Raw genomic sequence first — 25,004 nt, 5'->3', positions numbered from 1 at the left:
CCGCGGGCCCCGCGCTATCCGCCGTCGCCGGCCGACGGCTCCTCAGGAACATCGGTCACGGAGTTGTCGCGGTGCGCCGTGCTGCCCGCCGCGAGGGCCTTCCGGGCGATCTGCTGGCCCCGCCAGGCGACATAGACCAACACCACGCCGACCGGGATCAAGGCGACGCCGATCCACCACAACACCTCGTCAGAATCTGTCGGAACCATCAGCGACGGGATGGCGAGCGCCAGGATCGCGATCACGCTCTGGGCACGGACCGAAGCAATGCTCGCGGCAAGGTCGCTGGGCCGTTGGCTCAGCTGTGCTTCGCGCAGCAGGGCTCTCGGCCGCAGGAAGGCGATCGCCGGCCAGATCACGAAGACGGTGATCACCAACCCGGCCAGCAAGGACAGCGCATATCCACCGAGCATCGAGATCAACAGGGTCTTGATCACCGACCCGTCGACGACGTTGATCGCACCGCTCTCCCCGGAGAACCAGTAGTGCCTGATGTAGCTGCCGTGGAACGAATGTTGCTCGACCCGATCGACGAAGACCGGCAGCCGGGTGAGCACGGTCTGCAGCACCGCGAACGGCAGCGAGGTGACCGCCGGCACGATCATCGTCCGGGCCAGCGCGGCGAAGATGTAGCCCAGCTCGGAGTCCGGCCGCCACAGAGTCTGCAGGACGGCCCAGGCCGTGATCGGCAGGCCGGGGAAGATGAACAGGAATCCGAGCACGACCAGATCGCCATCCGGATCGGCGGCCAGCACCCACAGGATCGGCATCGCGACCAGGACGTTCACGATCATCACGATGCGGGTCGACGGCGACAGCAGGCGCCGCCAGAAGCCGTCGGACGGTCGGGTCTTGGGCTCGAAGCCTCGCGGGTTCCGGGTCCTGACGGCCGCCGTCGCCGCAGCGGTCGCGACATCGGCCACCCCGTCGCTGAGCTCGTCCCAGCCGGCTCGCAGCCGGCGCCGGGCGAGGACCGCCACCAGCGTGACGGAACTGGCCAGCACGATGATGATCGCCAGCACCGAACCGACGTAGCCGAGGTCGGTGAGGAACAGGCTCCGGATCCCTTGGGTGAGCCGCGGCACAGCGCTGCCCCTGATCCCGTACTCATCGGCCCCCAGCATCACCAGTCCCAGTGCGAGGAGCCCGGCGACAGCGGGAGCAACCGCCAGCACGACGTCGCGACGACGGGCCCGAGCGCCGGACCGCAGCCAGGACACGGCGCGCGTCAGCAGCAGGCCGGCTGCCAGCAGATGAACGATCAGGGTCGCCCAGAACGGCCAGGACGGTTCGTCGTCGAGGACCGGGGCCGACAGCGGAGCGAGGATCGCCGCGACGCACAGCACCCAGGTCGGGGCGGCGGGCCCGCCGACTCTCCCCTCGGCCGATCGGCTGCTCATTCGGCCACACTGTCACGGGCCGGAGTCACCGCCTCGCGGAGCAACTCAGCGACACCGGCGCCCGACGCCCGGGTGGCGAGGCGGCCGCCTCCGGCTCGAACCACCCGCTGGATCTCCGGTACGGCATTGGCGACCGTTGCTGCGGCGAATCCGTACCGGCCGTCCAGCATCGGCAGGTCATTGATGTTGTCACCGAAGGCCAGCACCTGCGCCGGCGCGACCCCGAAGTGCTCCGCGATCGCCGCCAGCGCGCTTCCCTTGTCCCGGGCTGCGTCGTAGATGTGCAGGTAGCCGCCGTTGCAGTTGATCGCGATCCCGTCATCGCCGGCCCCCTGGTGCACCCAACGGAAGATCGCCAGTGCCTGCTCGGGGTCGGCCATCCGCACTGCCCACAGGCCGCGGCGTGCGACGTCGAGTCCATCGATCAGCTCCCCGGCCCAGCCGCGACGTCGGACCTCATCCTGCACCCGACCGGCGATCTCGGCTGCTCGCGGCTCGAGCAGTTGCCATCGGTGCCGGGTCTCGGTGTTCCACGGTTGCAGCGGACGGCGCTGTCCATCGGTATCGATCAGCTCGATCCAGCGCTCGTCGCCGACCAGGGCGTCGAAGCTGGACAGCAGTCCGAGGCGGGCCAGCAGCTCGGCCTGGAACTCGGTCGATCGTCCGGAGTTGATCACACACCTGACGCCGTGATCATGAACGCGACGGATCTGCTCGGCGCAGTCCGGGACAACGGTGTCGCCGCCGTCCAAGATCGTTCCGTCAAGATCGAATGCCACCAGACGTACGGTCACCAGCTGCTCCTCGGGGTTTCGACACTGCCTGGCCATCCTTTCATTCGGCGGCGGCCTGATCTTGATCGGCGGCCGACGTGGCGGGCAGGGCGACCTGTTCGGCCAGGCCCGAAATCGCGCGCTGCTGGCCCGCGACGTCCGAAGAATCGTTCAGGTCGCGGGCCGGATCGCCCATCAGGGGCGGTTCGCGATCCCCGCGTCACAACGAGAAGGAGCAACCGTGAGTATCTCCGCACGCCATGCCGGGACTGGCATCGCGACGCCGATCCGAGTGTTGGCCGGGGCATCGGCCGCCGCCGTGATCGGAACCGCGGTGACGATCGCCGGGACCGCGACAGCGCACGCCGATGCGATCGAGACCTACACCAACGAGGCCACCGGGCTCCGGATGGACGGCTCCGACGGTGGCGTCCGCACCGCACCGGTGTCCGGAACGAGCAGCCAACGCTGGTCGGTGCACAAGTGGCGGGATGGCACCGTCCAGTTCCGGAACATGCGAACCGACCAGTGCCTGTCGCACATGGGCGACCTGACCTACGCCACCAGCTACCCGTGCTTCGCCGGCAGCGACAGCCGCTCGGTCCAGCAGAGCTGGTACATCAAGCATTGGAACGACGGCACCATCCGCTTCCAGAATCAGAACTCCCAGCAGTGCCTGGACGGCTCCACCGCGGGCAGGATCTTCATGCGTCCGTGCAACAGCTCGGAGGCCCAGAGCTGGTACTGATCGGCTGGTACTGATCAGCGATCGATCATGGCCTGCATCTGCGCCGGATAGCGTTCGCCGTGGATGTCGATCGTCGCCGATGCTTGATCGAGTGCGGCGACGTCGGCCGGTGTCAGGGCAAGATCGGCGGCGGCCAGGTTCTCTTCGAGCCGCTCGACCCGGCGGGTGCCGGGGATCGGCACGATCCAGGGCGCTCTGGCCAGGATCCAGGCCAGGGCGACCTGGGCCGGGCTGGCGTCCTTCGCGGTGGCGATCCGGCGGATCAGGTCGACGACGGCCTGATTCGCCTCCCGTGCGTCGACGCTGAAGCGGGGGATCCGGGTCCGCACGTCGTCGTCGGTGAACTCGGTGCTGGCGTCGACCGTGCCGGTCAGGAATCCCCTGCCCAGTGGGCTGAACGGCACCAGGCCGATGCCGAGCTCGGCCAGCGTCGGCATGATCTCGGCCTCGGGCTCGCGCCACCACAGGGAGTACTCGTTCTGCAGAGCTGCGACCGGCTGCACCGCGTGCGCCCGACGGATCGTCCGCGTCCCGGCCTCGGAGAGCCCGAAGTGTCGCACCTTGCCGGCGTCGATGAGTTCCTTGACCGTGCCCGCCACGTCCTCGATCGGGGTCTCGGGGTCGACCCGATGCTGGTAGAGCAGATCGATCGCCTCGATTCCCAATCTCTGCAAGGATCCGTCGACGGCGCGGCGGATCGAGTCCGGGTGGCTCGACAGGCCGGTCTGCCGACCGTCGGCGTCGAAGGAGAAGCCGAACTTGGTGGCGATCACGACCTGATCCCGGACCGGGCGTAACGCCTCACCCACCAGCTCCTCGTTGACGAACGGGCCGTAGACCTCGGCGGTGTCGAAGAAGGTGACACCCCGATCGACCGCGGCCCGCAGCACAGCGATCATCTGGCTGCGATCGCCCGGGTTGGGGCCGAAACTCTGGCTCATCCCCATACAGCCGAAGCCGAGCGCGGAGACCGTCAGTCCGTCACCGAGGGTACGTTGTTCCATGATCACTTCTCCTTGGTGTGCGGTGCGGGTGTTCCGGCGGGTGCCACATCGTTGATCGCGGCGATCCCGTTCAGCGTGCGCGGGTAGCCGATCAGCGGCAGCAACTGGGTGACGACGTTGATCAACATCGAGCGATCGTTGCCGACGTTCAGATTGCCCTGGACATGGCCGCGGACCTGGGGATCGCAGCCACCCTGCGCGACCAGCAGCGAGAAGGTGATCAACTCCCGGGTGTCCAGCTCGAGGCCGGTCCTAGTGTAGTGATCGCCGAAGCAGTTGGCCGACAGCAGGTGCGGGATGTGCTGCAGGTCGGTGGGCCCGCCGGTCCGGAGGGATTCGAAGCGGTCGGCACCGACGATCTTCCGTTGGACGTCGGCACCGCTCTCCAGTCGATCGGCCGGCGTGGTCGTTGCCTGGCCGGGCAGCGGGAGAGCGATGCCATGCTCGGTCAGGATCTCGTTGGTGGCCAGTAGAAAGTCATAAACCTTGGCCATCCCGAGATACGGCACGGCCTGGTAGACGACCTCCTTGATCTGCACCGGTGCGACGTCGTCGGGCAATGCTGCGGTGAGCAGCTCGCGATAAGCACCGTCGGCCTGGCAGGCGATCAGTGCGGCCAGCTGACACAACAGGCGGGTCCGGCGATCGAGATCGTCATGCTCGGAGACCTCGCCGTCGGCGAACGCATCGAACCAGCCGACCAGTTCGGGGTCGGTGTCGATGAACGGTGTCGTCAGGGTCATGGCTTCAACAGCACCTTGATCGCGTCCCGGTCGTCCATCGCCCGGTAGGCGTCGGCCGCCTGCTCGAGCGGCAGGTGGAGATCGAAGACCTTGCCCGGCTCGATCCGTCCGGTCCAGACCCGCTGCATCAGATCGGGCAGGTACTGCGCGACCGAGGCCGGACCGCCCTTGATCCCGACGTTGGCGAAGAACAGTTCGCGTGCCGGCACCTCGACCCCGTGCGGGACGCCGACACAGCCGACGGTCCCGCCCGGCCGAACCGAGCGGATCGCCTGCAGCATGGACTCGTTCGTGCCGACCGCCTCGCAGACCGCATCGGCGCCGACGCCGTCAGTCAGCTCCTTGACCCGCGCGACACCCTCGGCGCCGCGCTCGGCGACGACGTCGGTGGCGCCGAACTCCCGGGCGACGTGCTGCCGAGAGGCGTGCCGGCTGATGGCGATGATCTTGGTGGCGCCGAGTTCGCGGGCGGCCAGCACCGCGGACAGTCCGACCGCCCCGTCGCCGACGACGGCGACCGTCGAGCCGGCCGTGACGCCGGCCTCGACCGCGGCATGCCAACCCGTGCTCATCACGTCGGACAGCGCGAGCAGGCTCGGGATCATCGTCTCGTCGGGCAGTTCCGGCGTCGCGAACAGGGTGCCGTCGGCCATCGGGATCCGGATGTACTCGGCCTGGCAGCCGTCGAAACCGGACTTGTTGACGCAGGAGAACTGGTAGCCGGCACGGCAGTGCGGGCAGCTGCCGTCGGAGGCGTAGAAGCCGCCGACGACGAACTGTCCCGGTTTGATCCGGTCGACCGCCGCACCGATCTCCTGCACGACGCCGACGTACTCGTGGCCGATCGCGGCCGGCTCGGTGACCGCGTCGACGCCACGGAAGCGCCACAGGTCCGAGCCGCAGACGCAGGCCGCCACCGTACGGATCACGGCGTCGGTCGGCTCGATGATCTTGGGGTCGTCGCGGTCCTCGACCCGGACATCGCCGGGCGCGTGAATGATCACTCCTCGCATCTACTTCCTTCACTCCTCACTCGGTGTGCGTGCCGGATGGCCTGACCGAGACGCTACGTCCACCGCCGCCGACTCTGGGAGGGTCTGTCATTACCCGTTCCGCCAGTCACTGCCACCCGCGGAGCGGAGTGCTGAGACTGGAGATCATGACCACTCCCGAACCCAGGCTCGACGACGACGTCGTCGTACGGTGGTGCCATGGTTGAACTGGATCGTCGCGCCGAGATCCGGGAGTTCCTGCGCACCCGGCGGGAGCGGATCACTCCCGAACAGGCCGGGCTGCCGGCCTACGGCGGCAACCGGCGGGTGAAGGGTCTGCGCCGCGAGGAAGTGGCGCTGCTGGCCGGGGTGTCGGTCGACTACTACGTCCGGATGGAACGCGGCAATCTCGGCGGCGCCAGCGACGGCGTCCTTGACGCGCTTGCTCGCGCGCTGGATCTCGATGAGGCCGAGCGCGACCATCTGTTCACGCTGGCCCGGCAGGGCAGGGCCGGCGGCCGCGGCAGGCGGCGGGCCGCGCCGCCACAGACCGTTCGGCCCGCCGTTCAGCAGATCCTCGATGCGATCACCGAGGCACCGGCCTGGGTCCGCAACGGCCGACACGATCTGATCGCGATGAACCCGCTCGGGCGTGCGCTGTATTCGCCCGTGTTGGCCGATCCCCGGCGACCTGCCAATACGATTCGGTTCACCTATCTCGATCCGGCGGCACGGGACTTCTTCGTCGACTGGGAACAGATCTCGCGAGATGCCGCAGCCATGTTGCGGCTCGAGGCCGGCGACAACCCCAACGACAAGGCGTTGATCGAACTGGTCGGCGAGCTGAGCACCCGCAGCGAGGTCTTCCGCCAGCATTGGGCGTCGCACGACGTGCGGTTCCATCGCTCCGGGATGAAGCGGCTCCGCCATCCGGTCGTCGGCCAGCTCGATCTGGACTACGAATCGATGGCGTTGCCGTCCGAACCGAGCCTGCGGCTCAACGTCTACACCGCGGCGGCGGGGACGCCCGCCGCCGACGGGTTGAAGCTGCTCGCGTCCTGGGCCGTCACCGAGGAGGCCGCCGCGATGACCAGGGACGGCACCGAGCGCTGACCCGGTGGCCGATGCCCGGGTCACTGCACCGGGTCAACGGAAGGCGGCTGTCCGGTCCGCGGTCCGCAAGGCGCTCTCCGCGCGCCAGTCGGCGATCAGCCGCGACATCCGCTCCCGCACCGCGGCGTGGTCCGGGTCGTCCCACAGGTTGTTCTCCTCGTGCGGATCGGTGTCCAGGTCGAACAGTTGACCATCGGCATGATCGACGAACTCGACGTGCTTGTAGCGGTGATCACGGACCATCGTCATCAGCGCGGTCTGCTGCAAAATCATGTCCCGCGCGTGTTCGGAGAACACGTACTCCCGGCCGGACCAGGATTCGCCGCGCAGCGCCGGCAGCAGTGACTCCGCCTCCATCCAGCTCGGCGGGGTGACCCCTGCGAGTTCGAGAATGGTCGGCCCGAGGTCCATCAGTGACGCCAGTCCGTCGCATTGTTGATCAGCGACGATCCCCGGACCGGCGACGATCGCCGGCACCCGCACACTCGGCTCGTACATCGACCACTTCTGGATGTGTCCGTGATCATTGAGGCAGTCACCGTGGTCGGAGGTGAAGATCAGCACCGTGTCCTCCAGCACGCCGCGGCGTTCGAGCGCATCGACGATCTGCCCGACCTGCTCATCGATCATCGACACGTTGGCCAGATAGTGCCGGCGCTGGCGGAGCACCTGATCCTCGGTCGGATGATCAAGATGGACCACCGCATCATGATCGACTTCGAGGTTGTCGCGGCGCAGATCCTGCAATGCGTACGGCTGGCCGGCGCGGTCCTGCTCGGAGTCGTACGGCAGCGGGATCTCGGCATCGGCGAGCCGGTCCAGGTGCTCCTGGGTCGGATCGTACGGCGGATGCGGTCCGGGAAATCCGACCTGTAGGAAGAACGGCTCCTCGCCGGGATAGCTGTCCAGCCAGTGGGTGGCCAGGCCGCCGACGAAGTTGTCGGCGTGCAGATCGTCGGGCGCATCCCAGACGAAGGCGCCGAGCCGCTCGCGATAGTCGGGAACCGCGCGATACTTCGTCGCCCGGTCCGGTTTGACCAGGCCGCGGGCGAAGAACGCCTTGTCCCATTGGTCCATCAGGTACGGCAGCTTCGGATTGCTGCGGTCCTTGTTCTCCACCACATGGCGTTCGTGGAAGCCGACCGACGTCTCGTACGGGAAGGTGTGCATCTTGCCGACATTCACACACCGATAGCCGGCTCCGGCCAGCAACTCGACCCAGGAGTGGTTCCACGGGTCGTTGTTCTTGAGCACGCCTGTCGTGTGCGGGTAGACGCCGGTGAACAGGCTCGCCCTGGACGGTGCGCACGACGGCGCTGTGACGAAGGTGTGGGTGAAGGCCGTGCCGCGCCGGGTGAGTCTGTCGAGATGCGGGGTCACCGCATGGTCGTACCCGAGAGCCGCAATGGTGTCGAAGCGTTGCTGATCGGTGATGACGAAGACGATGTTGGGACGCTTATCGGTCATGGGACTCCTCGGTCGTTGGGTGCTGGCTGGCGGGTGCGTCGCGCTGCCGACCGGCCCGCAGCGAGATCTCGATCTCCTCCAGGCTGCGACCCCGGGTCTCCGGCACGACGACGATCATGATCACAATGGCAACGACCGCCATCGCTGCGAAGAAGACGAACGCGAATCCTGCCCCACCCTGCAGCAGGATCGGGAACAGCAGCGTGACGACGAAGATGGCCGAGAAGTTGGCCATCTCGGCGACGCTGACCGCCGTACCTCTGATGGAGATCGGCAGGATCTCGGTCTCCACCACCCGAGAGACCGGCCCCCAGGTCGAGGAGAATCCTGCCTTGAAGGCGGTGAAGGCGACGATCGCGACGATGCCGGTGACGGCACTGGTCAGACCGGCCGACCAGGTGAACACGGCAGTGATCAACATCGCTGTGCCGGTGATCATCGCGCCGGTCACCAGGATGCGGCGGCGCCGGAACCGGTCGGCGAAGCGCACCGCCCAGACCGTCGCCAGCACCGACACCGAGCCGAACCCGATGGTGCTGATCAGCGATGCGCTGTCGCTGAAGCCGATCGTGGTCAACACGGTCGGGGCGTAGTAGGTGATCGCGTTGATCCCGAGGAACTGCGCCAGCACCGTCATCAGCACCGCAATCAGCAACGGCTTGCGTGCCCACGGCTGCAGCAACGAACGCCAGGCCCCGTGCGATGCCGCCACTCCGGCCTGGATCTCGCGCACCGTGAGGTCGGGATCGACATCGTCGCCGCGGGCGACCAACCCGGCGCGAGCCTCGGCGATCCGGCCGCGGGACACCAACCATCGTGGGCTGTCCGGCAGGACCAGGACGCCGAGCATCAGCAGCACGGCCGGCAGCACCGCGATCCCGATCATCAGCCGCCAGGCGGCAGTGGCCGAGAAGGCGTAGTTGGCAACGTAGGCCAACAGGATTCCGGAGGCGTTCATGAACTGGGTCAGCGAGACGATCCGCCCACGGGAGCGCGCCGGTGCGATCTCGGACAGATAGATCGGGATGTTGACCGACACGAAGCCGATGCCGATGCCGAGCACCGCGCGTCCGGCGATCACGCCGCCGGGCCCGGTCGCCAAGGCGGCCAGCAAGGTGCCGATGACGAAGACGATACCGGCCAGGAAGAGCAGCCGCTTGCGGCCGAGTCGATCGACGATCAACGCGGTCAGCAAGGCACCGACGATCGCTCCGATGGTGAACGAGGACGTGATCAGTCCCTGCTCGCCCGGGCTGACGTGGAAGTCCTTCTTGATGTACAGCAGGGCTCCGGAGACCACGCCGGTGTCGTATCCCCACAGGATCGCGCCGAGCGCTCCGAACAGGTAGATCAACCAGGACGGCACCCGACGGCCGGCCGCCGATCCGTTCGGGCCCTGCGACCTCTTCGATGTTGTCACCGACATGACCTCACTCCATCGTGTTGCACGGATGAGCACCTGGTTTCGCTCACTCGCGCACGCTAGATGGGTGCAACTCTGAGCACAAGCGTTTGCTCAGATGTGAGATCCTTGATCTGTTCCACCACACGACCGGAGGATCCGATGCCTGCTCGTCCCGCACGCTTGGCCGAAGCACAAGCAGAGAACGCCGCCCTGATCCTCGAGGTCGCGCAGGACTACTTTCTGCGCGATCGGTCCAAGGTCGCGATCGCCGAGCGGACCGGACTCAGCCGCTGGCAGATCGCCCGCCTGCTGGAGGAAGCGAAGGCGAAAGGCATCGTGTCCATCGAGGTCGGCGATCCGGGCCGGCTGGACGCCGAGCTCGCCGAGCGACTGGCCGACACACTCGGCATCGACGCCGCCGTTGTCGTCGGCCGCTCCCAACGGCTGCAGATCGCCCCGACCGTCGACACCCTGGCCGTCGCGTTGGCCGAACACCTCACCGATCGGATCCGGCCCGGCGATCGACTGGGCCTGGCCTGGAGCCAGGTGATCGAGGCGATGCCGCGACACCTGCATCGACTGTCACCCTGTGATGTGGTCCAACTGTGTGGCGCGATCACCTATCCGGGCGATCGACTCGGATCGGTCGAAGTGATCCGCGAGGTCGCCCGGACCGCGGAGGGCACGGCGTACCCGATCTACGCCCCGCTCTATGCGCCCGATCCGGCGACCGCCCGGGCGCTCAGCGATCAGCCGGACATCCGCGACGTCCTGGAGCGCGCGCGGCAGGTCGACGTCGCGGTGGTCGGGATCGGCACCTGGACACCGGAAGGCTCCTCGCTCTATCCGGTGTTGCCACCACCGTTGGCCCGGCGCGCGGCCGTCGCCGGAGCCTGTGGCGGCGTCGCCGGTCGAGTCTTCGACGCTGCCGGCCGACCGGTCTCGGACAAGATCGACGCCCGCGTGATCGGCCTCACCGCCGACGAGCTCCGTGCCATCCCGGCGGTGATCGCCACCAGCCACGGCGCCCATCGCGCCGACGCGGTGATCGCGGCGGTACGCGCCGGCTTCGTCCAGACCCTGTTGGTCGACGAGTCGCTGGCGACCGCGATCGTCGACCGGCTCCGGTGAGCACCGGCGGACCGCTTCGCTGACCCGGCCGCCGACGGAGTCATCATCATCGTCCGCGGCCCTCCCGACGGGTATCGTCGACTGGTGCGCCGATTGTTGATCATCGCAAGCCTGTGCTTGAGCCTGCTGGGCTGCTCCATCGGCAATGCCGACGATGAGCTCGTCAGCGCCGGCGAGGTGGAGTCGATCGCCAAGGTCGTGCTTCCTCCGGGCACCGTCCTGCTGAGCGCCGTGGAGGACGGCTTCCAGGACTGGCACCTGACGGCAGCGGCGAGAATGGCGAAGTCCGATCTGCCGGCGTTCCTGACCGACAGCGGGCTCGGCGAACCGACCGCGGGGCTGCGGTCAGTGCACACCAAGGACCGGCGGCACGACAGCGACAGCTGGGATCCGGATGCAGTGACGTCGTTCAGTGGGATCCGAAGTCAACTGCGCGACGACGCCTATCGCTCGGTGCTGATCGACACCAGCAGCGACACCGTTGTCGTGGTCTATCTCACGGCGTTCACCACCTGACACGACCGGACGGACGGGGCGCCGGGTCGGATTGGTCAGGGGTCAGATCGGTCAAGGGGGTCAGATCGGTCAAGGGGGTCGGATCGGTCTAGGGGGTCGGATCGGTCAGCTCGACGATCTCCCGCATCGCGGCTTCCGCGCCTTCGGCGTCGGCATCGGCGATCGCCGCAGCCATCAGCCCGTGCAGGGCGACGTCCCGGCTCGCGGGCCGGGCGATCGCCTGTTCACCTTCGGCGCGATCCCGCAGGGCCTCGTCGATCACCCCGCCGAGCCGGACGAAGAGGGCGTTACCGGACGCCCGGAGCATCGCCCGATGCAGCTGCCGGTCGGCCTCCAGGAACGCCGAGCCGCCGAGGCCGGCAGCGGCTCGTAGCTCGTCGGCAATACTCCGCAGCCGCTCGGCCTCGTCATCGGTACGACGTTCCGCCGCCTGCCGGGCGGCCGCGGGCTCGACCGCCCGGCGCAACTCGAGCAGCTCGAGAAGTTGATCTTCGCGATCGCTGCGTAGCCGCCACCGGATCACCCGCGGGTCCAGGACGTTCCACTGATCACGGGGGCAGACGGTGAGCCCGACCCGACGACCGGCCGTCAACAGGCCGAGCCCGACCAGCACCCGCACGGCCTCTCGAACGATGCTGCGGGAGGCACCCGTACGGCTCTCGATCCGGTCGACGGTGTCGACCGCACCCACCGGTAGTTCCCCGGCGACGACAGCCGAGCCGACCGCTTCCAGGACCCGCTCGTATGCGCTCGGGACGGCATCCATGGCGGGAGGTCTCAGACCTGGGAGACCGGTGAGATCACCAGTTCGTCGACCCGTACGTACGGCGGCGCGTCGAGCACGAACCCGACCGCCCTGCCGATGTCGTCGGCGGTCAGCATCACCTGCTGCGCCTGTGCGTCGGGAACCACCGGGCGCTGCTGCAGGAAGTCGGTGGCGACGTCGCCGGGACAGAAGTGACAGGCACGGATCCCGTGCCGCGCCTCCTGTTTGTTGAGGCTGACCGCGACCGCGGACAGCGCGCTCTTGCTGGCGCTGTACGCGACCCCGGCTCCGGGATTGAACTGCCAGCCGGCATAGGAGGAGATGATCACCACGACGCCGGCACTGTCGCGCAGCTGCGGCAACGCGGCGTCGATCACCCGGGCCACCGCGATCAGGTTGGTGTCCACGATGGCGGCGAAGTCGTCCAACTGCTGATCGGCCCAGGTGCGGCGCGGGTTGTTCAGCCCGGCCGACAGCACCAGCCCGTCGATCGCTCCCCACTCGGCGACCAGCGCATCGTGGACGGTTGCGATCTGCTCCGGGTCGGTGACGTCGAGCGGCAGCACGAGCGCCTGGCCGCCGTCATCGGTGATCGTCCGCGCGACCTCTTCCAGCGCCTCGACCCGCCGCCCACTCAACGCGACCCGCCATCCCGTACGCGCCGCCTGCCGGGCAGCAGCAGCGCCCATCCCACTGCCGGCGCCGGTCACCCAGAGCACCTTGTCGTTTCCTGCGCCCGCTGTCATCGAACTCCCTGCTGTCATCGATCTGCTTGCCCTGCCTCGGACCAGCTCGGATACACTTCTGCGCAATAGTATGACTTTTGATCCACGGTCCGGAAGGCAAGCACATGTTGATCGACCACACCGGCAAGATCGTCGTGGTGTCCGGCGGCGGCCGCGGCATCGGACGCTCGATCGTCGACCGCTTCGTCGCCGAGGGTTCCCGGGTGGTCGCGCTCGACCTCGCCTTCGAAGCCGACGCCGCTGACCATGATCAACTGGTCTGCGATGTCACCGACCCGGAATCGGTTCGGCAGGCCGTGGCCGCGATCGTCGAGCGGCATTCCCGGATCGACGTGTTGATCAACAACGCCGGGATCAACGTCGAGGGCAAGGTCGAGGATCTGGACTGGGCTCGTTTCCGCAGCTGTCTGGATGTCAACGTGGGCGGGGTCTTCCTGCTCAGCCAGGCCGTCATCCCGATCATGAAGTCGCAACACAGCGGCCGCATCATCAACGCCGCCTCGTTCGCCGCGATCGTGCCCAGCATCGGCAGCGCCGCCTACTCCGCCTCGAAGGCAGCGGTCGTCCAGTTCACCCGGGTGCTCGCCGGCGAGCTCGGCCCGTGGAACATCACCGTGAACGCCTACGCCCCGGGCATGGTGCCGACCGCCATGAACGGTTTCGCCGAGATGCCGCAGGCCGCGCAGGACCGGCTGCTGGACACGCTGTCGCTGCGGCGCTGGGAGAGCGCCGACGACGTCGCCGACCTCCTGGTCTTCCTGGCCGGTGATCAAGCCGGCTACATCACCGGCACCCTGGTCGACGTCAGCGGCGGCAAGCTCGCCACCCAGATCCCCAGCCGCGCGTACGGCTCCTGACCGATCCTCGACCGCAACCACCACACCCGCCTCGGATCACCACCCGCCGCGCCGGGTTCCTCGACGCACCCGAGGTAGCGGCCGTGCGTCACCGACGCGATACGGCACCACGTACTGCGCTCCGTCCCGGACGGGACCAGGTGCGAGGGGCGATTCCGCACCACGTACCGCCATCCACCCCGGCCGAGCACTGACCGGCACAGATCACCCCGCGTGTTGCCAGATCGCCCCGGTCCTGGCATTCACCAAGGGATGCATGGCACCTCGTGCTGCCATTTCGCCCGGGGAGGTCGGACGACGGGAGGCTGATGACCTTCGTTTGGCTCGTGGCGATCCCCGGGGGTTGCGGTTCACCGGCTGGATGGCTTAACTTCGTCTCTCGTATACGAAGCACGGAACACGGAGGCATCGATGGCGAGCTCAACCGACCAGACGACCGAACGGTCGCGCCGGCTGACGCTGCCGCCGAGCCTGGCCGAGCTGGCGACCGATCAACTCCGGGACATGATCTTCAGCGGCGAACTGCTGCCGGGCGAGCGGCTGGTCGAGGACCGGCTGGCCGAACGGATGGGTGTCTCCCGACCGCCGCTGCGGGAGGCCCTGAAGAACCTGCAGCACGACGGACTGGTCGAGCGGCTCCCGCGCGGCGGGACGGCGGTCCGATCGCTGAATCACCACGACGTGTACGAGATCTACACGCTGCGTGCCGATCTTGAGCGGCTGGCGCTGCAACTGGCCCTGCCCGATCCCGATCCGGACCGGCTGCAGGTCTGCCGGGACGCGATCGCGGCGATGCGGCGATCGGCCGAGCTCGGCGACCAGGCAGCGATGACCCGGACCGGCCTGCACTTCCACATCTGTCTGGTCGCCCTGGCCGGTCACCGCCGGATCGAGCTGACCTACCGTTCGATGGCGCTGCAGATGCAGCTCTGCATGGTGCTCAACAACGACGCGCGGCGGGGCCTGGAGGATCTGCATCAGCATGTCGACCGACATCAGCAGATCCTCGACGTGGTCGAGTCCGGCGACCTCGACGCGGCCGTGACGGCGCTGCGCAATCACGGTCACGACACGTTCCTCCTCGAACTGGTCGATCGCCTCGACGGAGCGACCGAGGACTCGACCGCCTGGTTCGCCGCGCTCCGCCGACGGCACGCCGGCTGAAACCCCGGCACCGGCTCCTGAGTCGGCCGAAGGACCTGAGCACACCGAAGAACCCGAGCCCGACCCACGTCCCGAGTCTGTCGAAGGACCGGCAATCCCCGCCCCTACAAGCGATATCCCGGATGGAGCCCCATGCCCGACAAGCCCCGCATCGCCCTCACCCTCGGTGACCCGGCCGGTGTCGGACCGGAACTGGCAGCCAAACTTCTGGCCGAGCCTGCTACCGCCGAACTGGCCGACCTCCGCGTCATCGCCAGTGTCGACGAGTTCGCCCGCGCGACCGAACAGGCCCAGGTCGAGGTTCCGGTCACCGCGGCGACCGAGAGCGGTTCGGTGATCTTGATCGATCCGCAGCGGACGGCGCCCCTGCCGACCGGCACCGCGGCGACGAGTGCCGAAGCCGGCCGGTGGGCGTTGGACGGCCTACGGTTCGCCCTCGACCTGGCAACCAGCGGCGAGGTCGACGGGATCTGCTTCACCCCACTCAACAAGACCTCGTTGCATCTGGCCGGGATGACCGAGGAGGACGAGCTGCGCTGGTTCGCCAACACCCTCGGCCACCAGGGGCGCACCTCGGAGTTCAACGTCCTGGACGCGCTCTGGACCGGACGGGTCACCTCACACATCTCGCTGGCCGAGGTGCCGGAGTTGATCACTGCCGACGCCGTCGCCGAGACCGTCGCCCTGCTCGATCGCGCGTTGCGCGACTCCGGCGTCGACCAGCCCCGGATCGCGGTCGCGGCGCTCAATCCGCACGCCGGCGAGAACGGCCACTTCGGTCGGCAGGAGATCGACGAAATCGCCCCCGGCGTGCTCCGGGCTCGCGCGGCCGGAGCCACCGTGGATGGCCCCTTCCCGTCCGACACGGTCTTCCTGAAGGCCAAGGCAGGCCTGTACGACGGCGTGGTCACGATGTATCACGACCAGGGCCAGATCGCGATGAAGCTGATCGGCTTCGACCGCGGCGTCACCGTCCAGGGTGGGCTGCCGGTGCCGATCACCACCCCGGCGCACGGCACCGCCTTCGACATCGTCGGCACCAACAGTGCGGATCTCGGGGCCACCCGCAACGCCTTCGGCCTGGCCGTCAAACTCGCTCGCCAACAGATCGCCCGATCTGCCGCCTGACCAGCCCGGGGCTCACCCGGCACCGCAGCCGCAACACCGCATCATCTCGGACAAGGGAGTCGCTCATGACAGCCGCGCAGCCACAGCAGAACACCGGCGGCCCGTCGATCACCGGTCGTCGCACCTCGGTCCGGATCCGGGTGTTCGCCCTGCTGTTCGCGCTGATCCTGATCAACTTCCTGGACCGGACCGCGCTGACGGTCGCGCTGCCGTACATCGGCGAGGACATCACCATCACACCCGCTGTCAAGGGCTGGATCCTCGGCGCGTTCTTCTGGACCTATCTGATCTTCCAGCTTCCCGGCGGCTGGCTGCTCGACCGCTTCGGTCCGCGCAAGATCATCGGCATCGTCGGCACCGCCTGGGGAATGGTCGCGCTGGTCAGCGGCTTCGCCACCGGTGCGATCTTCCTGCTGCTCACTCGGCTGGGACTGGGAGCCGCAGAGGCGCCGGTCTATCCGGCCGGCGCCAAGATCAACAGCGCCTGGCTGCCGGCCAAGGAACGGGCCCGCGGCGCCACCATCCTGGACGCCGCCTCACCACTCGGCGCAGCCTTCGGCGGCCTGTTGATCACATTTCTGATCGGCGTCTTCGGCAGTTGGCGGTGGGCCTTCTTCAGCACCGGCGCATTGACCATCGTCGCAGCGCTGCTCTGCTACCGGTACCTGCGCGATCAGCCGCATCAGCATCCTCGGGTGAACGATGCCGAGCTGGCCCACATCCGCAGCGATCGGACCACCGGGCCGACCGACGACGGGCCGTTGCCGTCGACGCGCGACTACCTCACCTCGGTGTCGTTCTGGGGAATGATGCTGGGCCGCCTCGGCTGGGCGTTCACCTGGTGGGGCATCATCTCCTGGACCCCGTCCTATCTCGTCGATGCCCTGCACTTCGATCTCGAGGCACTGGGTTGGGGCACTTTCTTCGTGTACGGGATGGGCTTCGTCGGCGAGATCAGCTCCGGCTTCCTGACCGACCATCTGCGCAAGCGGACCGGCCGGCTCAACCTGGTCACCAAGATCATGTTGGTCGGTTCCGGCGCTGCCGGGGCAGTGGCGATCTTCCTGATTCCGCTGGCCAGCAACGGTTATCTCGCTTTGGTGGCCCTCGGTGTCGCGGTGTTCTTCATCCTGTTCGGCGGCATCTACTGGGCCGTCCCGGCCTGGCTGGCTCCGCGCCCGCAGGTCGGCACCGTCGGCGGCGCGATGAACATCGCCTCGGCCGCCGGTGGCGCCCTGGCGCCGGTGGTGATGGGGTACGCGATCGCGGCAAGTTCCGGCAGCTACGCCGGGGCGTTCGGCTTCCTGGCCGGTGCCGCGGTGATCTACCTGATCGGATCGCTGTTGATCAACTTCGAGAAGCCGCTCGCCGGCGCCGCCGGCCGGGTCCGGGTCGGCTCCGAGGAGCTCTGAGATGGCGCGGTACAGCGGGCCGATCGTCGACGCCCATCAGCACTTCTGGCGTCCCGGCAACGGACGGATCCCCTGGCTGCGGCCGGAATCGCGGATCGACTTCCGGTACGGCGACTACTCCGCGATCAAGCGGGACTACCTGCCGCCGGACCTGCTCCGCGACGCCGGCGACCTCCGACTGGTCGGATCGGTCTGGATGGAGACCGAATGGGACCGGGGCGATCCGGTCGGGGAGATCCGCGACCTGCTCGGCACCCGGACCCGCTACGGCCTGCCCGATGCGGCCGTGGCGCACGCTGTGCTGGCCGACCCCGATGTCGACCGGACGCTGGCCGCGTTGCGCGCCGAGACCGATCTGGTCCGGGCGATCCGGAACAAGCCCGGCCAGGCTCCGATTCCGGAACTGGCGACCGCGCGGCCGACGCTGATGTCGGACCCACAATGGCAACGCGGCTATGCCCGACTGGCGGCCCACGGGCTGGGCTTCGAGCTGCAGACGGCCTGGTGGCACCTGGACGAGGCACTCGCACTGACCCGGTCGCATCCGGAGATCCCGATCATGATCAATCACGCCGGACTGCCCGCCGACCGCAGCCCCGAAGCACTGTCCGGCTGGGCAGCAGCATTGCGGCGGATCGCGGCCGCCGATCAGGTCGCGATCAAGATCTCCGGGATCGGCCTGCCGGGCCGTCGATGGACCGTCTCCGACAACCGGTTGATCGTCGACACAGTGGCCGAGATCTTCGGTACACAACGGATCCTGTTCGCCAGCAACTTCCCGGTGGACAGTCTGGTGGCGAGCTATCGGGAGATCTACGACGGCTTCCTGACCATCACCGAGTCCTGGTCACCGGACGAGCAACGAGCCGCGTTCATCGACAACGCGATCCGGCTCTACCGGCTGGATCCCGCCGTCGCCCAGCGCACCAACGAATTCCTCCGGAGGATGATCGATGCCTGAGCAGATCACCAGCCCCGCTTTCCTGCTGCAGAAGGGCACTCCTGCGATCGATCTCTCGATGCCGATCGAGCCGCACTGGCGGTTCGCGCCGACCATCGACTACACCGAGCAGCAGACGGCGGGCTGCGCGTTCCACTCGACCAGGTTCACGATGGGCGCCCATGCCTTCACCCATGTCGACGCACCCTGGCACGTCGACCCGGACGGCATCCCACTGGGACCCGATCACCTCGAACAACTCTGGGGGCCGGCGGTGATCGTCGACGTCTCCGGGCTCGGCGCCGATCAGCCGATCAGCGAAGCAGCACTACGAGCCGCGGCCCCGGAGATCACGCCGGGCGACATCGTGATCATCCGCAGCAGACACGAGGATCGGCACCCGACGACCTCCGCGGAGTACTGGACCCGGGCACCCTGGATGACAGCCGAGGCCGTCCGGTGGCTGGCCACAGCGAAGATCGCTGCCGTCGGTTTCGACTTCCCGCAGGATCGAGGCATCCGGGCGCCGTACGACACGGACTGGCAGCCGGCCGAGCTGGACGACGACTGGCCCTGCCACCGATTGCTGCTGCACAACGGCATCCCGCAGATCGAGTATCTCGCCGGGCTCGGCGCGATCAGCCTCGATCGCTGCCTGTTCTTCGCCGTGCCGCTCCGCTTCGCCCATTCCGACGGCTCGCCGATCCGGGCATTCGCCTTCGACGTACAGCCACAGGCAGGTCGCTGATCATGGACGGCTCGACCACGCCGGCCGGGACCGGGCGGCGCACCGGCCTGGGACGTCGCTGGACCCGGTTGATCCCGGTGATCCTGACCATCTACATCATCGCCTACATCGATCGGGTGAACATCGGATTCGCCCTTCCGTCGTTGACCACGGACCTCCAGCTGACCGGCGGCCAGGCCGGCTTCGCCGCCGGCATCTTCTTCATCGGCTACCTGTTCCTGCAGGTGCCCGGAGGTTGGCTGGCGCAACGCTGGAGTGCCAAGCGGCTGGTGATCATTCTGCTGATCTGCTGGGGCCTGCTGGCAACGGCGACCGGATTCGTCCAGAACTACGGCCAACTGCTGGCGATCCGGTTCGGACTCGGCGTGGTCGAGGGCGCGGTCCAACCGGCGATGATGGTGTTGATCAGCCGATGGTTCCCGGCAGCGGAGCGCGGACGCGCCTTCTCCTTGTTCATCATGCACAACCCGATCGCGGTGATCATCGCCGGTCCGTTGTCGGGTCTGATCCTGACCACCGGCGGTTGGCGGGAGATGTTCTGGATCGAGGGCATCGCCGGACTGCTGATCGGGGTGACCCTCTGGGCATGGATCGCCGCCGACTCCCCCGATTCCGCACGGTGGCTCCCTGCTGTCGAGCGTGCGGAAATCGCCGCACAACGAGCCGCCGATCCACCACCGCCGACGCAATCGAGCGGCGGGCTGGCCCTGCGGACCCCGATCGTCTGGCGGCTGGCCGCCGGCTCGCTGCTGCTGTGGTTGGGCTTCTACGGCCTGCAACTCTGGCTGCCGACGCTGCTCAAGCAGACCTTCACAGGCGACCTGACCATCGGACTGGTCTCGGCACTGCCGCCGATCGCAGCGGCGATCGCGATCTGGTTCAACGGACGGGGCGCCGACAGGGATCGTCGCCATGCGCTCCGCGTGATGGTGCCGTTGGCGCTCGGCGGCATCGTGCTGGCGGCGTCGCCGTTGATCACCGGCGAGCAACCGGTGCTGATCGTGCTGGCGCTCTGTGTCGCAACGGCCTGCCAACTGTCCTTCTTCGGCCCGTTCTGGTCGCTGGCGGCGCAACGCGTCCCGGCTGCCGCGATTGGTGTCGGGTTCGGGATGATCAACGGGATCGGCAACCTGGGTGGCGCTCTGGGCCCCTATCTCGGCGGAGCGCTGAAGGACCGCACCGGGAGTCTGGCGATATCGGCCGTCGCGTTCGGGCTGGCCGTGATCATCGCTGGCGTGATCGTCGGCACGATCGGCAGACCCCGAGCACCTGAGGTGGAGCCGGCATCCGCCGACATCCGCTGAACAGGCCCACCCCCACAACACCTTCGCACCGGTTCCGTACCTTCGCACCGGGTGTACCTGGTGCGAAGCTACGGAACTGGTGCGAAGGGTAGGTAGGCGGTGGGATCAGCGCGGCGGGCCGGGAAGGGCCCGGGGTGCCAGCGCCCAGCCGGGACGGGCCGAGCGGCCGAGGTGCACGTCGCCGCCGGGGTCAGCGGTGAAGACCCGGGACGACGGCGGCGCGGCGCGGCTGGCCGCCAGCAGGTCGGACAGCTCGTTGACCTGCCGACGGAGTTGCTCGATCTCGTTCTCCATGGCCATGATCCGGCGGATGCCTTCGAGGTTGATGCCCTCGTCCTGGCTGAGCCGCTGGATCAGCCGCAGCCGGGCCACGTCACGGCGGGAATAGCGCCGCCCGCGGCCGCGGGTGCGGCGGGGCGACACCAGTCCCATCCGGTCGTAGGTCCGCAGCGTCTGCGGATGCATCCCGGCCAACTGGGCCGCAACCGAGATCACGAACAACGGCGCATCGTTGTCGATCGGCTGCGGCAGCGGTACGCCGACCATCAGCCGGCCCCCGCACCGCTGGCGCTCCGCGCCTTGGCGAAGAGCGCCTGCCGCGGATCGGTCGTCCCGGCCGCCGCGGCGTAGCTGCCGAGCGCCTCCCGAGCCTGTTCACTCAACTGCTCGGGAACGACCACTTCGACCGTGACCAGCAGATCTCCGCGGCTGCCGTCGCGGCGCGCGACGCCCTTACCGCGAACACGCAGCGTCCGGCCGTTCGGCGTACCGGCGGCGATCTTGATCCGGACGGCCGGGCCGTCCAGCGTCGGCACCTCGATCTCGGCACCGAGCGCTGCCTCGTTGAAGGTGACCGGTGCGGTCAGCGTCAGGTTGTCGCCCTTGCGGCCGAACACCGGATGCGGGCGGACGTGCACCACGACATACAGGTCACCGGCCGCGCCGCCGTTCTCGCCGGCGCCGCCCTTGCCCTTCAGCCGGATCCGTTGGGCGTCGGTGACGCCGGCCGGGATCCGGACCTGCATGTTCTTGGTCGACTTGCCTCGTCCGGACCCGTGGCAGACCGGGCACGGATCGTCGACGATCATCCCGCGCCCACGGCAGTCGGTGCAGGGCTCGGTGACGGCGAACACGCCGCCGGAGGTCGAGGTCTGCATCCCGCTGCCCTGACAGGTCGGGCAGACCCGCGGTACGGTGCCGGCCTTCGCGCCGGTTCCGTGGCAAGCAGAGCACGCGGCGTCGGAGACCATCTGGATCGGCACCGTGACACCGTTCACCGATTGCACGAAGTCGATCGTGACCTCGCCCTCGATGTCGGTGCCGCGGCGGGGGCCGCGACCGTTCGACGAGGTCGTCCGTGAGCTGCGGCCGGCTCCGTTGAACAGTCCGCCGAAGAGATCGGAGAAGCTCTCCCCGCCACCGCCGGAGGCATTGCGGAAGAGATCGTCCATCGACCCGGCACCGGCGGTGTTGCCGCCGCGCGGGAATCGGAAGCCACCGCCACCGAACAGCTTGCGCGCGTCGTCGTACTCCTTGCGCTTGGACTGATCGGACAGTACGTCGTTGGCCTCGGAGACCTCCTTGAAGCGCTTCTCCGCCTCGGCGTTACCGGGGTTGGCGTCGGGATGGTTCTCCCGGGCCAACTTCCGATAGGCCTTCTTGATCTCCTCAGGCTTGGCAGAGGAGGAGACGCCCAGGACCTTGTAGTAGTCCTTCTCGAGCCAGTCCTTCGTACTCATCGACGCCTCCCCTCCTGAACCTGTTGTTGATCATGCTCACTGCTGCGAGCCGGCAGCACCTTGATCGCCTGTCTGATCGGCCGCCCCTTGATCGGGTGCGGGCTGATCGCTGACACCGTCCGCCGCGGCCTGCTGGTCGCCGGCCGCCGCTTCGTCCGGCTCGGCGACCGCAACTCGCGCCGGGCGCAGGATCCGATCCCCGATCCGATAACCCGGCTGCAGGATGGTCACGCAGGTCGGACCGGTCAGCCCTTCGCCCTGCGCATGCATCAACGCCTCATGGATCCGGGGATCAAACGGGTCACCGGCCTCACCGAAACTCTCCAAGCCGTACTTCGTGGCGATCTTGGTGACCTCGTCGGCGAAGGCCTTGAAGCCACCGCTGAGCTCCTCGTGTTCACGGGCGGTCTGCAGCCCGTCGAGCACCGGCATCAGTTCGGTGAGCACCTGCTCGACACCGGCCCGGCGGGACAGATCACGGTCCCGGTCGACCCGGCGCTTGTAGTTGACGTATTCGGCCTGGACCCGTTGCAGGTCCGCGGTCCGATCGGCCAGTTGCCCCTTGACCTGCTCGAGCTCGGCCGACGCGGCAGCCTCACCGGGCCCGGCCGCAGCGTCGGCCGGAGTGCCGGTGTCGGCACCCTCGGCCTGCTGCGGCTGAGCATCCGGCTCGGCCGTGGTCGCTTCGGGCTCGCGCAACTCGTAGGTCTGCGGGTCGATCCGACGCTTGTCGCGCACGGTGGGGCGGCCGCTGGTGTCTTCAGGGTCGCCCTGGGTCACTTCGCCTCACCCGCAGTCGACGGGTCGTCGGACTTGTCGGTCTTCTCCTCGTCGACGATCTCGGCGTCGACGACATCGTCGTCGGCAGCCGCCCCGTCGGTGCTGGCACCGTCGGTGGTCGGCTCACCGTCGGCAGCAGCAGCGGACTGCTCCTGCTGGGCGGCGGCGTACATCGCCTGGCCGAGCGTGGCGCTGGTGGTGTTCAGCTTCTCCACGGCAGCCTTGACGGCGTCGTTGTCCTCGCCCTCGAGAGCGGTCTTGACCTCGGCGAGCGCCTCTTCCACCGGCTTCTTGGTCTCGTCGGTGATCTTGTCGGCGTTCTCGCTGAGCAGCTTCTCGGTCCGGAAGACCAGGTTGTCGGCCTCGTTGCGGAGCTCGACGGCCTCACGCCGCTTCTTGTCCTCCTCGGCGTGTGCCTCGGCCTGCTTGACCATGTCGTTGATCTCGTCCTTGCCGAGAGCCGAACCGCCGGAGACGACGATCGAGTTCTCCTTGCCGGTGGCGAGATCCTTGGCGTTGACGTGCACGATGCCGTTGGCGTCGATGTCGAAGGACACCTCGACCTGCGGGACACCGCGTGGTGCCGGCGGCAGCCCGGTCAGCTCGAAGTTGGCCAGCGGCTTGTTGTCCCGGGCGAAGTCACGCTCGCCCTGGAAGACCTGGATCATCACCGACGGCTGGTTGTCGTCGGCGGTGGTGAACACCTCCGAGCGCTTGGTCGGGATGGTGGTGTTCCGCTCGATGATCTTGGTCATCACACCGCCCTTGGTCTCGATGCCGAGGCTCAGCGGGGTGACGTCCAGCAGCAGCACGTCCTTGACCTCGCCCTTCAGCACACCGGCCTGCAGGCTGGCGCCGAGAGCGACGACCTCGTCGGGGTTGACGCCCTTGTTGGGCTCCTTGCCGCCGGTCAGCTCCTTGACAAGATCAACAACGGCCGGCATCCGGGTCGAACCACCGACCAGGATGACGTGGTCGATCTGCCCGACGCTGATCTTGGCGTCCTCGATCACCGCGTTGAACGGTGCCCGGGTGCGGTCGAGCAGGTCGGAGGTCAGCCGCTGGAACTCCGAGCGGGTGAGCTTCTCCTCCAGGTGCAACGGGCCGGACTCACCGAGGGTGATGTAGGGCAGGTTGATCTGGGTCTCGCTGGCCGAGGACAGCTCGATCTTGGCCTTCTCGGCGGCTTCCTGCAGCCGCTGCTTGGCGATCTTGTCCGCAGACAGGTCGGTGCCGTTCTTGTTCTTGAACTGGGTGACCAGCCAGTCGACGATCCGGGAGTCCCAGTCGTCGCCACCGAGCCGGTTGTCGCCCTTGGTGGCCTTCACCTCGAAGACGCCGTCACCGATCTCCAGCAGGGACACGTCGAAGGTGCCACCACCGAGGTCGAAGACCAGGATGGTCTGGTCGGTCTCACCCTTGTCCAGGCCGTAGGCCAGTGCGGCCGCGGTCGGCTCGTTGATGATCCGGTCGACGGTCAGTCCGGCGATCTCGCCGGCTTCCTTGGTGGCCTGCCGCTCGGCATCGGAGAAGTAGGCCGGGACGGTGATCACCGCGTTGGTGACGTCCTCACCCAGGTAGGCCTCGGCGTCCCGCTTCAGCTTCTGCAGGACGAAGGCGCTGATCTGCTGCGGCCGGTAGTCCTTGCCATCGATGTCCACCTTCCAGTCGGTGCCCATGTGGCGCTTGACGGAGCGGATCGTCCGCTCGACGTTGGTGACGGCCTGGCGCTTGGCGACCTCGCCGACCAAGACCTCGCCGCCCTTGGCGAACGCGACCACCGACGGGGTCGTACGGGACCCTTCGGCGTTCGGGATGACGGTGGGCTCTCCACCTTCGAGAACGGCAACGACCGAGTTGGTCGTGCCCAGGTCGATACCGACTGCACGAGCCATAGTTGTGTTTCCTCCGATGTGCTTTGCGATGTCTGTTCGGGATTGCATCTCGTACAACCCGTTCAGCCTTGAGTGTATTCCGCTCAACTTCGTCCTTGAGCAACCTGCACTCAACTATGCCGGACGTCGAGTTCAAGTTCAACACGGGGTTGAGCCCGATTCGCTCAACCCCCGGATCAGGGCCTCCCCTGGTCCCCCACCCGGTGCGGGAAGGGGTACCGGCGCCGACGACG

The 25,004-nt window shown here is 67.9% G+C and carries 25 protein-coding genes; 11 read left to right on the top strand and 14 right to left on the bottom strand.

Annotated features, from left to right (window positions below; all coding sequences use genetic code 11):
* Positions 1-14: 14 nt before the first annotated feature.
* The 3 genes from BLU38_RS16250 to BLU38_RS32070 are packed head-to-tail and all read right to left on the bottom strand — an operon-like array spanning position 15 to position 2,369.
* Positions 15-1,400, bottom strand: coding sequence for a hypothetical protein (locus tag BLU38_RS16250; protein ID WP_091526469.1), 1,386 nt, complete (start codon positions 1,398-1,400; stop codon positions 15-17).
* Entirely contained in the window at positions 1,397-2,194 is a 798-nt protein-coding gene (locus tag BLU38_RS16245; RefSeq protein ID WP_157683506.1) for an HAD family hydrolase, read from the bottom strand. The genes BLU38_RS16250 and BLU38_RS16245 overlap by 4 nt, the downstream gene beginning before the upstream one ends.
* Before the next feature lie 40 nt (positions 2,195-2,234).
* The gene (locus tag BLU38_RS32070; RefSeq protein ID WP_269458118.1) at positions 2,235-2,369 is read right to left on the bottom strand and encodes a hypothetical protein; all 135 of its coding nucleotides are present in this window, start codon (positions 2,367-2,369) and stop codon (positions 2,235-2,237) included.
* 45 nt (positions 2,370-2,414) lie between these two features.
* Between BLU38_RS32070 and BLU38_RS16240 the strand changes: the two genes are divergently transcribed.
* Entirely contained in the window at positions 2,415-2,921 is a 507-nt protein-coding gene (locus BLU38_RS16240; protein ID WP_157683505.1) for an RICIN domain-containing protein, read from the top strand.
* A gap of 14 nt (positions 2,922-2,935) precedes the next feature.
* On the opposite strand, the gene BLU38_RS16235 is transcribed toward BLU38_RS16240, so the two are convergent.
* The 3 genes from BLU38_RS16235 to BLU38_RS16225 are packed head-to-tail and all read right to left on the bottom strand — an operon-like array spanning position 2,936 to position 5,681.
* Positions 2,936-3,925 carry an aldo/keto reductase gene (locus tag BLU38_RS16235; RefSeq protein WP_091526462.1) on the bottom strand — a complete coding sequence of 330 codons (990 nt, stop codon included), beginning with the start codon at positions 3,923-3,925 and terminating at the stop codon, positions 2,936-2,938.
* Positions 3,926-3,927: 2 nt separating this feature from the next.
* The gene (locus BLU38_RS16230) at positions 3,928-4,668 is read right to left on the bottom strand and encodes a carboxymuconolactone decarboxylase family protein (RefSeq protein ID WP_091526460.1); all 741 of its coding nucleotides are present in this window, start codon (positions 4,666-4,668) and stop codon (positions 3,928-3,930) included.
* Entirely contained in the window at positions 4,665-5,681 is a 1,017-nt protein-coding gene (locus BLU38_RS16225; protein ID WP_091526458.1) for a zinc-dependent alcohol dehydrogenase family protein, read from the bottom strand. Before BLU38_RS16225 ends, BLU38_RS16230 begins: the two co-directional genes overlap by 4 nt.
* A gap of 198 nt (positions 5,682-5,879) precedes the next feature.
* Here BLU38_RS16225 and BLU38_RS16220 point away from each other — a divergent pair, with 198 nt between their 5' ends.
* The gene (locus tag BLU38_RS16220) at positions 5,880-6,773 is read left to right on the top strand and encodes a helix-turn-helix transcriptional regulator (protein WP_091526455.1); all 894 of its coding nucleotides are present in this window, start codon (positions 5,880-5,882) and stop codon (positions 6,771-6,773) included.
* A gap of 33 nt (positions 6,774-6,806) precedes the next feature.
* On the opposite strand, the gene BLU38_RS16215 is transcribed toward BLU38_RS16220, so the two are convergent.
* On the bottom strand, positions 6,807-8,240 hold the full coding sequence (locus tag BLU38_RS16215; protein WP_091526453.1) for a sulfatase family protein: 1,434 nt from the start codon (positions 8,238-8,240) through the stop codon (positions 6,807-6,809).
* Positions 8,230-9,660, bottom strand: a complete 1,431-nt coding sequence (locus BLU38_RS16210) for a sugar porter family MFS transporter (protein ID WP_197679741.1) — start codon at positions 9,658-9,660, stop codon at positions 8,230-8,232. The genes BLU38_RS16215 and BLU38_RS16210 overlap by 11 nt, the downstream gene beginning before the upstream one ends.
* A 144-nt stretch (positions 9,661-9,804) precedes the next feature.
* Between BLU38_RS16210 and BLU38_RS16205 the strand changes: the two genes are divergently transcribed.
* Both BLU38_RS16205 and BLU38_RS16200 read left to right on the top strand, forming a co-directional pair.
* Positions 9,805-10,776 carry a sugar-binding transcriptional regulator gene (locus BLU38_RS16205; protein WP_157683504.1) on the top strand — a complete coding sequence of 324 codons (972 nt, stop codon included), beginning with the start codon at positions 9,805-9,807 and terminating at the stop codon, positions 10,774-10,776.
* An 84-nt stretch (positions 10,777-10,860) separates the two neighbouring features.
* Positions 10,861-11,292, top strand: a complete 432-nt coding sequence (locus tag BLU38_RS16200; RefSeq protein ID WP_091526447.1) for a hypothetical protein — start codon at positions 10,861-10,863, stop codon at positions 11,290-11,292.
* A gap of 88 nt (positions 11,293-11,380) precedes the next feature.
* Here the strand turns inward: BLU38_RS16200 and BLU38_RS16195 are convergent, their stop codons facing one another.
* Together BLU38_RS16195 and BLU38_RS16190 are read right to left on the bottom strand one after the other, a co-directional pair.
* Positions 11,381-12,058 (bottom strand): FadR/GntR family transcriptional regulator, encoded by a 678-nt coding sequence (locus tag BLU38_RS16195; RefSeq protein ID WP_091526444.1) that lies wholly within the window; start codon positions 12,056-12,058, stop codon positions 11,381-11,383.
* 11 nt (positions 12,059-12,069) lie between these two features.
* On the bottom strand, positions 12,070-12,804 hold the full coding sequence (locus BLU38_RS16190) for an SDR family oxidoreductase (RefSeq protein ID WP_091526442.1): 735 nt from the start codon (positions 12,802-12,804) through the stop codon (positions 12,070-12,072).
* Positions 12,805-12,881: 77 nt separating this feature from the next.
* On the opposite strand from BLU38_RS16190, the gene BLU38_RS16185 reads away from it, so the two are divergent.
* The 7 genes from BLU38_RS16185 (at position 12,882) to BLU38_RS16155 (ending at position 20,357) form a co-directional block, all read left to right on the top strand.
* Positions 12,882-13,661, top strand: a complete 780-nt coding sequence (locus tag BLU38_RS16185; protein ID WP_231919874.1) for an SDR family NAD(P)-dependent oxidoreductase — start codon at positions 12,882-12,884, stop codon at positions 13,659-13,661.
* 411 nt (positions 13,662-14,072) lie between these two features.
* The gene (locus tag BLU38_RS16180; RefSeq protein ID WP_091526438.1) at positions 14,073-14,825 is read left to right on the top strand and encodes a GntR family transcriptional regulator; all 753 of its coding nucleotides are present in this window, start codon (positions 14,073-14,075) and stop codon (positions 14,823-14,825) included.
* 132 nt (positions 14,826-14,957) lie between these two features.
* Positions 14,958-15,953 carry a 4-hydroxythreonine-4-phosphate dehydrogenase PdxA gene (locus BLU38_RS16175; RefSeq protein ID WP_091526435.1) on the top strand — a complete coding sequence of 332 codons (996 nt, stop codon included), beginning with the start codon at positions 14,958-14,960 and terminating at the stop codon, positions 15,951-15,953.
* A gap of 65 nt (positions 15,954-16,018) precedes the next feature.
* Complete coding sequence (locus BLU38_RS16170) at positions 16,019-17,365, top strand: MFS transporter (protein ID WP_091526433.1); 1,347 nt, start codon at positions 16,019-16,021, stop codon at positions 17,363-17,365.
* A gap of 1 nt (position 17,366) precedes the next feature.
* Positions 17,367-18,326: an amidohydrolase family protein gene (locus tag BLU38_RS16165; protein ID WP_091526431.1), complete on the top strand. Its 960-nt coding sequence runs from the start codon at positions 17,367-17,369 to the stop codon at positions 18,324-18,326.
* Positions 18,319-19,053: a cyclase family protein gene (locus tag BLU38_RS16160; RefSeq protein ID WP_091526429.1), complete on the top strand. Its 735-nt coding sequence runs from the start codon at positions 18,319-18,321 to the stop codon at positions 19,051-19,053. The genes BLU38_RS16165 and BLU38_RS16160 overlap by 8 nt, the downstream gene beginning before the upstream one ends.
* A 2-nt stretch (positions 19,054-19,055) precedes the next feature.
* Positions 19,056-20,357, top strand: coding sequence for an MFS transporter (locus BLU38_RS16155; RefSeq protein ID WP_091526427.1), 1,302 nt, complete (start codon positions 19,056-19,058; stop codon positions 20,355-20,357).
* A 105-nt stretch (positions 20,358-20,462) separates the two neighbouring features.
* Here the strand turns inward: BLU38_RS16155 and BLU38_RS16150 are convergent, their stop codons facing one another.
* The 4 genes from BLU38_RS16150 to dnaK are packed head-to-tail and all read right to left on the bottom strand — an operon-like array spanning position 20,463 to position 24,771.
* Complete coding sequence (locus tag BLU38_RS16150) at positions 20,463-20,903, bottom strand: heat shock protein transcriptional repressor HspR (protein WP_091526425.1); 441 nt, start codon at positions 20,901-20,903, stop codon at positions 20,463-20,465.
* Positions 20,903-22,096 carry a molecular chaperone DnaJ gene (gene dnaJ / locus BLU38_RS16145; RefSeq protein WP_091526423.1) on the bottom strand — a complete coding sequence of 398 codons (1,194 nt, stop codon included), beginning with the start codon at positions 22,094-22,096 and terminating at the stop codon, positions 20,903-20,905. The genes BLU38_RS16150 and dnaJ overlap by 1 nt, the downstream gene beginning before the upstream one ends.
* A 36-nt stretch (positions 22,097-22,132) precedes the next feature.
* A complete protein-coding gene (grpE, locus tag BLU38_RS16140) occupies positions 22,133-22,876 on the bottom strand; it encodes a nucleotide exchange factor GrpE (RefSeq protein WP_172836162.1) in 744 nt (247 codons plus the stop codon).
* Positions 22,873-24,771: a molecular chaperone DnaK gene (gene dnaK, locus BLU38_RS16135; RefSeq protein WP_091526420.1), complete on the bottom strand. Its 1,899-nt coding sequence runs from the start codon at positions 24,769-24,771 to the stop codon at positions 22,873-22,875. The genes grpE and dnaK overlap by 4 nt, the downstream gene beginning before the upstream one ends.
* Positions 24,772-25,004 lie beyond the last annotated feature (233 nt).

The sequence above is a fragment of the Microlunatus soli genome (genome assembly GCF_900105385.1).
Classification (GTDB): Bacteria; Actinomycetota; Actinomycetes; order Propionibacteriales; family Propionibacteriaceae; genus Microlunatus; species Microlunatus soli.
The sequence above is the reverse complement of the archived record's forward strand: the minus strand, read 5'-3'. Positions and strand labels throughout refer to the sequence as shown.